Source organism: Clostridium cibarium, assembly GCF_014836335.1.
In the GTDB taxonomy this organism is placed as follows: domain Bacteria; phylum Bacillota; class Clostridia; order Clostridiales; family Clostridiaceae; genus Clostridium; species Clostridium cibarium.
Map to the genome: position 1 here is coordinate 21,331 of NZ_JACSRA010000006.1, position 14,558 is coordinate 35,888.

At 29.4% G+C, this 14,558-nt stretch carries 13 protein-coding genes and 1 pseudogene; 7 read left to right on the forward strand and 7 right to left on the reverse strand.

Annotation, left to right across the window (positions count from 1 at the left end; translation table 11 throughout):
* Positions 1-50: 50 nt before the first annotated feature.
* The 4 genes from hisJ to H9661_RS05000 all read right to left on the reverse strand — a co-directional run bounded on the left by hisJ (position 51) and on the right by H9661_RS05000 (position 4,365).
* Positions 51-845, reverse strand: coding sequence for a histidinol-phosphatase HisJ (hisJ, locus tag H9661_RS04985; protein WP_143318421.1), 795 nt, complete (start codon positions 843-845; stop codon positions 51-53).
* Complete coding sequence (locus H9661_RS04990) at positions 836-2,026, reverse strand: hypothetical protein (protein ID WP_143318422.1); 1,191 nt, start codon at positions 2,024-2,026, stop codon at positions 836-838. The genes hisJ and H9661_RS04990 overlap by 10 nt, the downstream gene beginning before the upstream one ends.
* A 68-nt stretch (positions 2,027-2,094) precedes the next feature.
* Positions 2,095-3,444 carry an alpha-amylase family glycosyl hydrolase gene (locus H9661_RS04995; RefSeq protein ID WP_143318423.1) on the reverse strand — a complete coding sequence of 450 codons (1,350 nt, stop codon included), beginning with the start codon at positions 3,442-3,444 and terminating at the stop codon, positions 2,095-2,097.
* 27 nt (positions 3,445-3,471) lie between these two features.
* Complete coding sequence (locus H9661_RS05000) at positions 3,472-4,365, reverse strand: SPL family radical SAM protein (protein ID WP_143318424.1); 894 nt, start codon at positions 4,363-4,365, stop codon at positions 3,472-3,474.
* A 213-nt stretch (positions 4,366-4,578) separates the two neighbouring features.
* Between H9661_RS05000 and H9661_RS05005 the strand changes: the two genes are divergently transcribed.
* On the forward strand, positions 4,579-5,133 hold the full coding sequence (locus H9661_RS05005) for a hypothetical protein (RefSeq protein ID WP_143318425.1): 555 nt from the start codon (positions 4,579-4,581) through the stop codon (positions 5,131-5,133).
* A 42-nt stretch (positions 5,134-5,175) separates the two neighbouring features.
* Here H9661_RS05005 and H9661_RS05010 read toward each other — a convergent pair whose 3' ends face one another.
* Entirely contained in the window at positions 5,176-5,910 is a 735-nt protein-coding gene (locus H9661_RS05010) for a TIM44-like domain-containing protein (RefSeq protein WP_191767855.1), read from the reverse strand.
* A gap of 353 nt (positions 5,911-6,263) precedes the next feature.
* Here H9661_RS05010 and H9661_RS05015 point away from each other — a divergent pair, with 353 nt between their 5' ends.
* The 6 genes and pseudogenes from H9661_RS05015 to H9661_RS05040 form a co-directional block, all read left to right on the forward strand.
* The gene (locus H9661_RS05015) at positions 6,264-7,868 is read left to right on the forward strand and encodes an oleate hydratase (RefSeq protein WP_191767856.1); all 1,605 of its coding nucleotides are present in this window, start codon (positions 6,264-6,266) and stop codon (positions 7,866-7,868) included.
* A gap of 90 nt (positions 7,869-7,958) precedes the next feature.
* A complete protein-coding gene (locus H9661_RS05020; RefSeq protein ID WP_191767857.1) occupies positions 7,959-8,177 on the forward strand; it encodes a helix-turn-helix domain-containing protein in 219 nt (72 codons plus the stop codon).
* A gap of 143 nt (positions 8,178-8,320) precedes the next feature.
* Positions 8,321-8,635, forward strand: a complete 315-nt coding sequence (locus H9661_RS05025; protein WP_191767858.1) for a helix-turn-helix domain-containing protein — start codon at positions 8,321-8,323, stop codon at positions 8,633-8,635.
* An 11-nt stretch (positions 8,636-8,646) separates the two neighbouring features.
* The gene (locus tag H9661_RS05030) at positions 8,647-9,258 is read left to right on the forward strand and encodes an IS3 family transposase (protein WP_341480410.1); all 612 of its coding nucleotides are present in this window, start codon (positions 8,647-8,649) and stop codon (positions 9,256-9,258) included.
* A 540-nt stretch (positions 9,259-9,798) separates the two neighbouring features.
* Positions 9,799-11,121, forward strand: coding sequence for a group II intron reverse transcriptase/maturase (ltrA, locus tag H9661_RS05035; protein ID WP_243240340.1), 1,323 nt, complete (start codon positions 9,799-9,801; stop codon positions 11,119-11,121).
* Between the two features lie 253 nt (positions 11,122-11,374).
* Positions 11,375-11,644, forward strand: a pseudogene (locus tag H9661_RS05040) (transposase); the annotation flags it as partial.
* 66 nt (positions 11,645-11,710) lie between these two features.
* Here the strand turns inward: H9661_RS05040 and H9661_RS05045 are convergent.
* The gene (locus H9661_RS05045; protein ID WP_143316790.1) at positions 11,711-13,084 is read right to left on the reverse strand and encodes a citrate/2-methylcitrate synthase; all 1,374 of its coding nucleotides are present in this window, start codon (positions 13,082-13,084) and stop codon (positions 11,711-11,713) included.
* Positions 13,085-13,309: 225 nt separating this feature from the next.
* Entirely contained in the window at positions 13,310-14,383 is a 1,074-nt protein-coding gene (locus tag H9661_RS05050; protein ID WP_191767860.1) for a hypothetical protein, read from the reverse strand.
* Between the last annotated feature and the right edge of the window lie 175 nt (positions 14,384-14,558).

A 14,558-nucleotide genomic window follows, 5' to 3' on the forward strand; every position in this document is an offset into this window, starting at 1 on the left:
CATTGAAGGTTTCTTAACCGCCAATGGAGCTTTTTTATTATAATAACTTATTAATTAAATTCATATGCTACATCTTCTGCTCTATGTGCATCAGAACCATATACTTCTGTAATATTATATTTTTTTATTAGTTCCATCAATATTCCTGAAGGATACTCTTCTCTGCAATATTCTTTTCTTATTCCTGCTGTATTATGATCTATTTCATAATTTCTATCCTTTATCTCTTTTACTATTTCCTCAAGAAGTTCTCTATTTTTATATTCAAATGGAAATTCTTTATTAAATATTCTTACTAAGGTAGAATGTCCTATCCTTTTCGGTTTAAATATACCCATGTCTGATTTTATAGATTTTAATAAGGTCTGAAAATATTTATCATATAACTTTTCTAAACTTCCAATAGCCTCTATAACTTCATTAAAAACTGCTTTATTATAGTCTATACAATAATATTTACTATCAATTTTCAAAAAATGTACTGAAAGTATACTATCTTCTATGTTCATTCCATACTTATATAAAATTTCTCTAGTCTGTTTTTCAAGTCCTTCAATATAATCTATCTCTGTGCCAATATTTATTTTAATCTTTCCTCCATATTTTTTTTTAACCTGCTCTAATTCTACTAAGTATTTAATAAATTCCTCTTCCTTTGGAGAACTTTCTAATATTATTTTTTCATCTATAAATCCTTTTGGTAAAGGCATATGTTCTGTAAAAGAAATTTCTTTCAACCCTTTTTCTAAAGCTTTTTCCACATATTTATCAAAACCATCATTTGTACCATGTGGACAATAAGGCGAATGTATATGACCATCTCTCACTATCTTATTTACTTCCATACACTCAAATCCTTTCCTTTAAACTTTTCTTCTAGCCTTATCCTTATATTCTCTATATATTTTATACTAAAAGGCAGGTATTCCTCAATTTTATTAACATATTCTTCAGAAAAAAAATTTTTACTCATTACTATTGAAAATAATATTAACATTACACAATTGTTTTTTATTAATTTCTTCAAGTTTGTTTTATTATTTAAAACACTATGTCCATCTATAAAATCAATGGTAAAATTCAACAGTTTATTTGCTAATCTATCTAAGCAATATTTATTAGCTAGCTGCGACATTATAGTCATATGATTATTTTTTAGATCATTCTCAATATCTTGAAGATCATCCCCTATTTGAAGTAAGAATCCATAACCTAGGCAGAAGTCCTCTTGTTCTTTTGATAGTTCTCCATTTATTAAATATCCATCTACTAAAACTGATGCACTTCCTTTCTTGATAGAAATTCCAAGTATATCATTTTCATAAGGAATTGTTACATTTTCTTGCTGCTCTAAACTATTTATTTGTCCCTCTTGTATATTTATTAGACTATAATAAACCTTAGTATACGTTTTTCTATCAAAAATCATCTCTATACATTCAATCATTTTATCTATCTTTATCTCATTATCTGTAATATCCAGCCGTTTCCCTCCCTTTAATCTATTAAGCAGTCTATCATTAAATTTTATCTTATCTATCATACTAACATTTACATCATCTAAATAATTATCAGTATATGGATATAACATACTATACCCATATACTGCTTTATTAAACTCCACTTTATTAAAGAAAATAGCTTGAAGAATATTAGCAATCCATACATTTCTCGTCGCTTGTCCAATGCAATATATACTTATATCATTGTCAAATTCTTTTGCCATATTTATAAATTTTTTTGTACTTTCTATCATGCCATCCCTTACATGCTCATCCATATACTGCAGTTTAAAAATCGGGTCATTTTTTATATACTTTTTAAGTAACTTCTCGCCTTCCTTACTCCATTCTTCAAAATTTTCTTTTCCCATTGGTTTAGAATCAATATAGCTACTAACCTTTTCCCAAATAACATCAAACTGTTTCTCTTTTTTCACTTTATCTGATAAACTTATTTTTTCTATATTAAAATTGGGCAAACTTGATGAACTCCACCACTTTTCTCGTAATAAATCATAATTCATATCAATTCCTCTAATATCTCTTTTTTAATCAATTATTATATTATTCTTATGTAAAAACAAGAAACTAACTAAGTTTCTTGCTCTTCCAATATTTTGCTATCATAAGGTTTTGCCATTATACTAACTTTTCCTTCTAATACTTTTATTATTTCATCTTCATTAAGCCTATTTACTAACTTCTTATTATCACCTATCCTAAATTCCAACTTCTCCTCCTTATCTGAAAGATTTAATACTACATATATATTTTTTCCATTATATGACCTCTTAAAGATAAGTTGAAAATTTTTTGTAACTATCTCAGAAAAATCTCCATTTCTTATAACTTCTAACTCTCTTCTCAATTTGCCTAACTTCTTTATATGCAAATATAGTTTTTCATTTTTATTTAATATATTATTGATATCAAGACTAGGTCTCAAATCATCATCCAAGCCATCATGCTTTATGCCTTCTAATCCCCATTCACTTCCATAGTAAATCGAAGGAATTCCTGGCATACAGTATAATAAAGTATATACATTGTACAAATGCTTCTTATCTTTTAAAGTGCTAGCTATTCTATTAACATCATGATTGTCGACAAAATTATAAAGATGTAAGTCTTTATATATTCCAAAATTCCCATGCTGTCTATTCATTGAATATGCTATTTCAAAATAATTCTTTTCATTATGTGAAGAGTAAATTCCTTTGTAACATTCGTAATTTGTCACAGAATCTAGCATTTTCTCATTTGCCCATAATTTATAATCTCCATGTATAACTTCCCCCATTAACCAAAAATCATTTTTCTTACTTTTACAAAAAGTATTCAAACATTCAAAAAAGTTTCTATCCATATAATCCGCTGCATCTAATCTTAAGCCATCAATTTCAAATTCTTCTATCCAAAACTTAATAACCTCAAATATATAATCCATAACTTCTTTATTCATAATATTTAATTTAACTAAATTATAATGACCATTCCACCCTTCGTAGGTAAAATCATCTCCCATAGGGCTTTTTTCATTGAAATTTACATTCTTAAACCAATTGATATATAAAGATTTTTCTCTATTCTTTTTAAGATCTTCAAAGGCCCAAAATTCTCTTCCAACATGATTAAAAACCCCATCTAAAACTATCTTTATATCTTCCTTATGAAGTTCTTTACAAACTTTTTTAAAATCTATATTAGTTCCCAGTCTTTTATCTATCATAAAATAATCCTTTGTATCATATCCGTGTTCACTTGATTCAAATATAGGACCAAAATAAATAGCATTAATAGAAAGCTTTTTTAAATGTGGTATCCATTCCAATACTTTATTAATTCTATTTACTGATTTCTTTTCATTATTAATCTTTGGTGCTCCACAAAAACCTAATGGGTAAATATGATAAAATATACTTTCATTAATCCATTCATTCATTTTTTTCCTCCCTTATCTAAACACTTTTTAAAACCAACTTAATTGTTCTTCTTCATAATATTTTTTATAACCCTTTATTATATCTTTCATTTTATAACATATTCCATATTTATTACATTCATTAACAAAAACTTTCCATAAAGAATCAGCCCATTTTGATCTACACTCATAGTCATTTCCATATGTATCAATATATTTTTTTACAAGTTTTTCATCATGAAAAATTTCAGCTAATTTTTCGTAATAATATTGTCTTTGATAGTTTCTCAATGTTACCCCAATTCCTGTAGAATAAATAAATTTTGCTCCAGACTCATAAGCTTTTTTCACTATATTCTCTATATTCTCTGCATCATCATTAATAAAAGGTAATACTGGCATAAATAATACTCCAGTATAAATTCCACTTTCAGCTAACACTTTTATAGCATCAAATCTCTCTGAAGATGAGCATACATTAGGTTCAATTTTTTTACATAGTTCATCATCATATGTTGTTATTGTTATTTTTACTATTACAGGAGAATGTTCTTGTATCTTTTTTAATATATCTATATCTCTTATAATTAATGAACTCTTTGTCGCAATTGACACCCCAAAATTTAATGTATTTATTTCCTCTAATGCCGATCTAGTTAACTTTAACTTTTTCTCATATGGGTTATAAGGATCACTCATTGCTCCTGTTCCTACTACGCCTTTTCTTTTTTCTCCTCTTAATTCCCTTCTTATTATATTTATAGAATCCTTTTTAACTCTAACCTTTTCAAAATTACTAATCTTATAACAATCACTTCTGGAATCACAATATATACATCCATGACAACATCCCTTATAAATATCCATATTGTAATTTACTCCAAACCATATGTTATTCTGACTATAATTTGATATTATATTTTTTGCAGCTATATATTCCATTTCTACTCCTAATCCTATATTGACACAACCTTTTTGCCTACTTCAATTTATACAGTCTCAATATATTTCTTATTTTTCTATTTAATTATGTATTTTGACTAATAAATACATATAAATTATGTTTAGTATATTTCTTTACACTTTATTTACATAACTGTAATAATAGTGTATACTTTTGCTTGGGAAGTTATATAAAATTAGGGGGAATTTGTTATGAAAAAAACCTTATCATTACTATTAGCTTTTTCAATTTTTCTATTATGTGGATGCGGGAAAATTGATAAACCAACTTCTGTTGTAAATGATTATTTTAATAACATTAAATCAGCAACAAATTCTGAATTAAGCAAAGAAATTGTTCCATTAATTGCAGACAGTAGTAACGACTCATTGACTAAAGAAACAACAGATATTTTATCTGACGCCTTATCTAAACTTGAAGTAGAAACAACAGATGAGTCTATTGACTCAAACTCTGCCACAGTTTCTGTAAGTGTTAAAGGTATTTCTTTATCTTCATCAATGAAATACTTGTTAGATAAAATTGAGTCTACTCCTGAATTACGTTCTTTAAATAAAGCTGATTTAAAAAATAGGATTACTGAAATTCTAATCGAGGGAATTAAAAATTCAGAACCAGAAGATCGTAAGGGAACATTAAACTTATCAAAAGAAAATAACAAATGGATACTGAACACCAGTGATGATGATTTCAATAAAGTAATATGGGGTGTTACAGAATCTCAACTTAATTTGTTAAAGCACTAACATTAAATAAGGATACTAATCTTTTAAGACTAGTATCCTTATTTAATTTTGGGAAACCATGCTTAAAAATTTTCTTTGATCTACTTCTTCTTTTAACAATCTCTCATCTAAAACCCATTCTTCACCAACTAGGGCAACTTTCCAATATTCAAATATCCTTTTTCGATTAGTATCACCTTCAACAATTTCTCCTGTTATATCACTTATTTTATAATCAATCATTGAAGCCTCAATATAGAACCACATATAATCTTTTTTATAATTATATTTAATCATTCCTACAGATCTAGTTGTAATTAATCTAATCTTGCTTAGTATGTTAATACTATGCTCTTTTTTCATATAGTCTATTTCTTTTTTATATTCATTATAAATACTTTCACTTATGTAATCTTTTGCAATATCTATATTACGCTTAGTCCACGCCTCTTGAATCTTATAAAATATTTCCTCAGTTCTATCTTCAATATCTACATAGTTCCAATCACAAAAATATTCTTCAGAATCTTCAATAAGTTTTACCTTTTCTTCAATATCATTATCAATGCACGCTTTATATATAACTAATTCGCCACCAGCTAAAAAAATTATAATTGTCCATGAAATTAAATTTCCTATATTTGAATCTTCACTCCAATTATTTTGTTCCTCATCTACTTTTTGAAAAGATCTAGATAATATACTGTTGTCTATCCTAAAAAAATATATAATTGATAATTGTAATAATATACAAAATAATAACGGAAATAAGAATTTTAATTTCTTCTTTACTTTCAAAACTTTTTCTCTCCTTTGCTTAAACCTTTAATACGTCTATTGTATGAAAAATAGTTTATTAAAACTGAATATTTTAATACTTCTAATAAGAATCTTTGCTTCATTATTGGCCTCTACTATTAAATTTTCATCTTATCAATTTAATCATATCCTATATTATACCATAAAATATAATTTTTAGAATAATTTATATTCCCCACTTACTATATATTTTAACTTTTTTTACTATTATTAACGATTTATTAATAGTTTATCTACACATATTCTTATCTCTAATGTTATATTTATATTATCCAAATTATATATTAATTGGATATACGTTGAAATAACATTTATATTAAGGAGGACTTATAATGACTAAAAAATACAAAGTTAATGAAAATACTAAAGTATATTTCGTAGGTGGTGGACTTGCATCTATGGCAGGAGCAATATTCCTTACTCGAGATGCTAGAGTAAAGGGCGAAGATATCACAATTTTTGAAGAACTTAACATTGATGGTGGTAGTTGTGATGGGTCTGGAAATGCTGAAGATGGATATATGATTAGAGGCGGAAGAATGATCAACTATGAACATTATACAGCTATCTTAGATATGCTAAATTCAATTCCATCTTTAACCGATTCTCAAACAACAGTTAGGGATGAAATATATAAATTTAGTAATGAAACAAAAACTTGTTCTCATGCACGTTTAATTGGTGAAGATCATAATATACTAGATGTTAGCTCATTAGGACTAAATAACGATGATAGAGTATCTATGGTGAAATTACTTCTTGCCGACGAAGATAAACTTGCACCTGTTAGAATTGATCAATTATTTTCACCTCATTTCTTTGAAACTAATTTTTGGTATATGTGGGCTACAACATTTGCCTTTCAACCTTGGCATAGTGCTTTTGAATTTAAAAGATATGCACATGCTTTTATAAACGAAATGCCTAGAATTAATACATTGGCAGGTGTACATAGAACCCCTTATAATCAATACGATTCAATAATATTACCAATACAAAAACATCTTGAGAAACTAGGTGTTAAGTTCCAAAACGCAAGTAAAGTAGTTGATATCGATTTCAAGGAAGAAAATGGAGAAATGACTACAAAAGCAATTCATCTAATTAGAAATAATAAGGAAGAAATTATTTCTGTTAATGACAATGATCTTGTATTTGTTACAAACGGTTCTATGACTGAAAATGCAACTATAGGAACTATGGACAAGCCAGCTCCTGCTCCTACAAAAGAAGGAAATGGTTGTTGGGCCCTATGGGAAAATTTAGCTAAGAAAACTCCTGAATTCGGTAATCCAACTCCTTTCTGCAATAACATTCCAGAATCAGTATGGCAATCATTCACAGTAACTTTAAAGGATAAGAAGTTCTTAAAAAAATATGTTGAATACTCAAGCAACAAACCTGGAACAGGTGCTTTAATGACATTTAAAGATTCAGGATGGTTTATGAGTATAGTAGTTCCAAAGCAACCCCACTACATTAATCAACCAGAGGATGTTGAAGTATTCTGGGGATATGCACTTCACCCTGAAAAACCAGGTGACTATATTAAAAAACCAATGCTTGAATGTACTGGTGAAGAAATATTTATGGAACTTTGCTATCAACTTGGATGGATTGATGAAGCATCTGAATTCCTTAAAACAACAATTTGTTTGCCATGTATAATGCCTTATATTACAGCTCACTTTATGACTCGTAATAAAACAGATCGTCCATTAGTTATTCCAAAATGCTCAACTAATTTAGCATTTTTAGGACAATATGTGGAATTACCTGATGTTGTATCATTCACAATAGAAATGTCTGTCCGTACAGCACAAGAAGCTGTTTACACATTCTATGACTTACATGATACAAAGATTATTCCACCTTTTTACAAAGGAGAAACAGATTTAAAAGTTCTTCTTGGTGCAGCAGCCGCAATGATGAGTTAATTTTAAAGACCAGTGATAAAATAATGATATGCTTCCTTTATAGTAGACAGTTAAAATAAAAAACTGTTGCTATGAAGGGAGCATTATATCATGGGAAGAAAAGTCAAGGCATCACCTGAAATTAAGATAAAAGTTGTTAAGGAGTATCTAGCAGGAGAAAAAAGTGTAAAACAAATAGCTTGTGAATTACAAGTTAATTGTCATTCAGTGGAAGACTGGATACGCAAGTATAAATCTTTTGGTTCAGAAGCACTAATAACTAAGAACAAAAATACTTGTTATCCTCCGAAGTTAAAGTTAAAGCCGTAACTGATTACATTAACAGGAAAGGATCTTTGCATGATATTTATATTCTCTATAATATATCATCTCATTCAGTTCTCATACGTTGGATAAAGAATTATAATGGTCATAAGACATTTAAAACTCATAATACACAAGGAGCTACTATTATGACCAATGGAAGAAAAACCACTTATGAAGAAAGAATAGAAATTGTTGCATTTTGCATTTCTAACAACAATGATTATAAATTAACTGCTAATGAATATAAAATTTCATATAATCAAGTTTATACTTGGGTAAGGAAGTATATTGCGAATGGCGTTGACGCGCTAGTCGATAGACGCAGTAAGCATAAATCATTTGAAGAATTAAGTGAATCTCAAAAAATTTCTGCACAATTTAAGATTCTAGAAGCAGAAAATAGACGTTTAAAAATGGAGAATGATTTCTTAAAAAAATTACAGGAGATAGAAAGGCGGTAGATAAATCAAATATTCCTCAAAAGAATAGGTACATTGCAATAAAAGAATTACATGAACTTGGATATTCAATATGTGATTTATGTAAGTGTGCAAAAGTTACACGTTCTGCTTATTATAAGTGGTTAAATCACAAACTAACTTCAAGAGATAAAGAAAATGCTGTTATTTTAGATGAAATTCTAAAAATCTATTCAGAAGTCAACGGTATTTATGGATATAGACGTATAATGTTAAATGTTAATAGGAGATTGAATTCGAGTTTTAATCACAAGCGTATTTATAGACTTATGAGATCTATAAAACTTACATCCGTAATTCGTAAGAAAAGAAGAAAATATATTTATAGTACTCCGCAAATTACAGCTAAAAATGTATTGAATAGAGATTTTATGGCAAACAAACCTAATGAAAAATGGTTAACTGACGTTACGGAATTTAAATTAACTAATGGAAAAAAAGCTTACTTAAGTGCAATATTAGATTTAGGTGATAATAGTATTGTTTCTTATGTACTGGGTTATTCAAATAATAATAAATTGGTATTTGATACCCTCGACAAAGCTATTGCTAATAATCCAGCTGCTGAGCCACTATTTCATAGTGATCGCGGTTTTCAAGTGTGACAAGAAGTTGCGTGATACATTGTCGTTAGACTACCCCATCCATTCGGGGTAACTCTATCGTGACTAGCGTGAATGGTAACGTTCGGGTTAGAAAGCTCACGAGACAATGTGGAAGTCCGAGTAGCCTAAACTGGGGCAACTGCTAGAGTAAGAATGCTATGGAGAACGTAAAGTGAATTATTGTAGGAATCGTTACGCTGGAGAAAGCGAAATAGGCTGAAACGCTTTGACCAAAATGGTAAGGAGTCGAGCAAAGGCCAACTGTTAAACCAATGCGAATGGATAAAGAACTCCCGGTTTAAAGATGACTCCTAAGGCATTTATAATTATGTATTACGTGGAACTTGGTAAACCCTATATGTTCCTCTACCGAGAGGTATCTAACTGTAAAGGGCGAAACGACATAGAGGGCAGAAGAAAAGGATAAAAAGCGAAGGCTGATTTTGTAATGAAAACAGATAGGAGTTCAAACTTTGCTCTAACCTGAAAGGGTGCAGACTTATCCTATGGTATTTCTTAGCAGGAAAGGATTATATATTTATGAATTTTAGTAATTCAACGACGGATAAAACCGAGAGACTAAAAGACACAAAATCACTTGCCTTTCAATGGGAAACGATTGACTGGAAACAAGTTGAATATGATGTTAATAGACTACAAACCCGAATCGCTAAGGCAACAGTAAAAGGAGACAAAAATAAAGTCAAAAGATTACAATACCTATTAACCCACTCTTTTTCAGCTAAAGCCTATGCTGTAAAAAAAGTAAAAACAAATAAAGGGAAAAACACACCAGGAGTAGATAAGAAATTATGGTCTACCTCTGCTTCGAAGATGAAAGCAGTGCTTTCGCTCACCGATAAAAACTATAAAGCAAAGCCTTTAAGACGAGTATATATCGAAAAGAAAGGTAAAAAGCAGAAACGTCCATTAGGGATACCAACGATGTATGATAGAGCAATGCAAACCTTATATGCGTTAGCACTTGAGCCAATCTCAGAAACAAAAGGTGATTCTATTTCCTTTGGATTCCGTCGAGGAAGAAGTTCAAAAGACGCCTGTGAGCAGATATTCTGTGTATTAGCTAGAAAATGTTCTCCAACATGGATACTTGAAGGTGACATTAAAGTTTGCTTTGATAACATTAACCATGAATGGTTGCAAAACAATATACCAATGGATAAAAGTATTATGAAACAGTTCCTAAAATCAGGATATATATATGAAGAAAAACTATTTCCAACAGAAACGGGTTCGCCACAAGGCGGAGCAATCTCTAGTATATATGCAAATATGACATTAGATGGACTCGAAAAAGTGATTCAAGACAAATACCATAGAAATTCAAAAGGTAAAATAGAAAATCACTATAGAGCCAAAACTAAAGTTAATTTGATTCGTTATGCCGATGACTTCATTATCACCGCAAACTCAAAAGAAGTTGCTGAAGAACTAAAAACTACTGTTAGTCAATTTCTTCAATCAAGAGGACTTACACTATCAGAAGAAAAGACTGTGATTACGCATATCGATAAAGGATTTGACTTTCTTGGCTGGACATTTAAGAAATACAATGGGAAATTAATAGTGAAACCATCTAAAAACTCTATTAAAAACATGATTAAGAGATGTTCCACAATAATCCTTAAGGAAGGAAAAGCTAGTACTCAATCGGACTTAATAAGAAGGCTTAATCAAGTCATAAGAGGTTGGACGAATTATCACAAACACGTGGTTGCTAGCAAAGTCTTTTCATATATTAACAACACCCTTTATCACTTATTACAGCAATGGGCAAAACATAGACACCCCACCAAGAATAAATGGTGGAGGTTAAATAAATACTGGCATGAAAAAGGCTAGAAAAGATGGCTTTTCAAGACGGATGAGTACAGTCTAATTAATTTGAGGCGGATTAAAATCGTCAGACATCCCAAATTGCAGATTACAAAAACACCGTTCTTAAACAAAGACTATTTTGACAAAAGAAAGACAAGACTACATACACTTGTTGCCGCCTGAAAAGGTGAAGAAATGCTTGAGCCGTATGAGCGGGAAACTCTCACGTACGGTTCTTAGATGAGGGAAAGGGAGCAATCCCTTTTTCTTAATCGATTATACTAGTAGAATATTTAAAGACAAGCTTAATTCAATAAATGCAGTCCAAAGTATGTCTAGGGTTGGTCGTTGCATCGATAATGGGCCAATGGAAGGGTTTTGGGGTATTCTTAAATCAGAAATGTATTACCTTAGAAAATTCAGTACTTATGAGGATCTTGAGCAATCTATAAAAAACTATATAGAGTTCTATAATACGAAAAGATTACAGAAGAAATTAAAAGGCATGGCTCCAATTGAATATAGGAGCCACACTTTAGCATCATAATTTTTTTATTATTTACCCTGTCTCCTTGACAGGGGGCAGTTCATAATCACTGGTCTTTTTAAAATACTATCTTTTTTCTAAATCTATATATTCTCGTCTTTCAGCAACATTCATATAAGCAGGACGAATTATCTTGTTTGTATTAATAAGTTCTTCGATCCTATGAGCACTCCAACCAGAAATACGTGCAATAGCAAATATAGGTGTATATAATTCTAATGGTAAATCCAACATGCTATATACAAATCCACTATAAAAATCTATATTAGCACTTACCCCTTTATATGTCTTCCTTTCAGCCTCAATAATTTTAGGTGCTAGTCTTTCCACAAGAGAATATAGGTTGTATTCCTTTTTTAAGCCTTTTTCTTTAGATAAACTTTCAACATACTTCTTAAATATATTTGCACGAGGATCAGACACTGAATATATAGCATGTCCCATGCCATATATTAATCCTGCCTTATCAAAGGCTTTTTTATTTAATAATGCCTTTAAGTAATCGGAAACTTCATCTTCATCTTCCCAATTCGATATCTTCTCTTTCATATCCTTAAACATTTGTACAACTTTAATATTCGCTCCACCATGCTTTGGTCCTTTCAGTGATCCAAGTGCTGCTGCAATAGTAGAGTAAGTATCAGTTCCAGAAGATGATACTACATGAGTGGTAAATGTTGAATTATTCCCTCCTCCATGTTCTGCATGAAGTACTAATGCTATATCTAAAATTCTTGCTTCAAGTTCTGTATATTTACTATTTGGACGTAACATATATAATATATTTTCAGCTGTAGATAATTCCTCTTTAGGAGTATGAATTATAAGACTCTTATCATTATAATAATGAACATATGCCTGATATCCATAAACAGATAAAAGCGGAAAAAGAGCTATTAACTGCAAACATTGCCTTAAAACATTAGATACACTTGTATCATTTGCATTTTCATCATATGAATATAGTGTAAGAACACTTCTCGCTAAAGTGTTCATCATATCAAAACTTGGAGCTTTCATTATAATATCTCTAACAAATGATGTTGGAAGCGTTCTATATTTAGAAATTAGTTTTTTAAAATCATTCAATTTTTCTCCTCTAGGAAGTTCACCTAAAATTAGAAGATAAGTTACTTCCTCAAATCCAAAACGATTTTCACTTACAAATCCACGAACTATTTTTTCTATATCTATTCCTCTATAGAATAACTTTCCCTCACAAGGAATACTTTGTCCATCTCTATCCACCTTAGATTGTATTTCTGATATTTCTGTTAATCCAGTCAAAACCCCATTTCCGTTTAAATCTCTAAGGCCTTGATTAACTTCATACTTGGTATATAAACTTGAATCAATTGAACTATTTCTTATACACAATTCCTTTAAGTCTATAATCTCTGGAGTAACATCCGAGTAATTAATTTGAAGTATATTCTGCATATTCACATCTCCTTTCACTTTATTTCCCCAAGGGTACACTTTTCCTTTTTCTAACATTTTACTTATTTAAGTTATATTTTAACATATTGTAAAAGATATAGTCTAGTTATTTTTAAATTCACTTTTTTTAAACTTTTATGTTGATAATTTAAAAATAACCATTTATTTCCTTTTATGAGTTTTAATTATAGGAAACTTCCCCAGCAAATTAATATAGTAATAAAGTTAATTTTCTTTCACTTCTTCCTCACTTTTTGAAATCTCTTTACTAGTACCATATATCTTTATGTCTTTGCTATTTCTAATCACACCACAAGAAAGTTTTCCATTAATACTTATAAATCCATTGAAACTCATGTCCATAATCTTATCTGATTTTACTTTTCCTTCCACCTCTACTCTAATTGTATTATCCTTTCTCACTATATAATCTCCTATATTAAATTCTGTTATATCATCTTTAAATATATTAATATACTCACTGCCACTTTCCTTTTTCAACTCATAAGTACTACCATCTGTAATCTCATCTATTAATATTCTTCTAATAATATCTTCATCTATTTTTTCTTCCTTATGAAGATTATCTTTTACATTCATATCTACAGATTTAATCTTCCACATTCCCCTACTCTCATCAAATAGTATTTGACCTCTAATATTAAAACTTTCATAGCATGCACCATTACTTAATATCAAATTTGCTTTGAATACTTTTCCATTATCTCTCCCGTATTCTTCAAACTTTATTCCACTAACATCCTTAACATAACTTCCATAAAATTTTTCCCCTGTAACAGTTGATAAGCCCTCTTTTTGCAATAATTCTTTAACAAAACTTTCAGCAGTTGAACTTACTTCTATATTTTTAGTATTTTCAATATCCATAGACGAATAAACCCACTTATCGCTATCATAATTAAATTTCAAAGTTGCCGTTTCAACTGCTAAATTATCCTCTAAATTAATCTTAAACTGAACATTAACAACGTCAATTTTATACTTTTCTGTAACTCGATTAATTATTGTTACTTCATTTAAATTAGAATCACTAATTTCTATTTTCCTATCATCTAACTCTATACTCTTACCTATAAGAGTTTGCCTTATCTCATTGGAACTAATAACTTGTACAGATAATAATCTCACAATAATAATTATTCCTAGAATCATAACGATTATCACCCCAGCAAACCCTAATATTTCCTTATTTTGTTTTATAATATTTATATAATTTTTATCACCAAACACAATATTTTCATTATTTTCAATTTTGTCGTTAAAATTATCACTATTCATAACTCTATTCCTTTCAAAAAACTTAATGATTTTATTATAATTATAACCAATTTTTACCATATGTTGAATATTTATATTCTCTGAATTTTCGTCATTTTTTTCATATCATACTTAATCATCTTGTATTTTTATCAATTAAAATTATTCTTTGTTAATTTACTTCATAATTATTAAA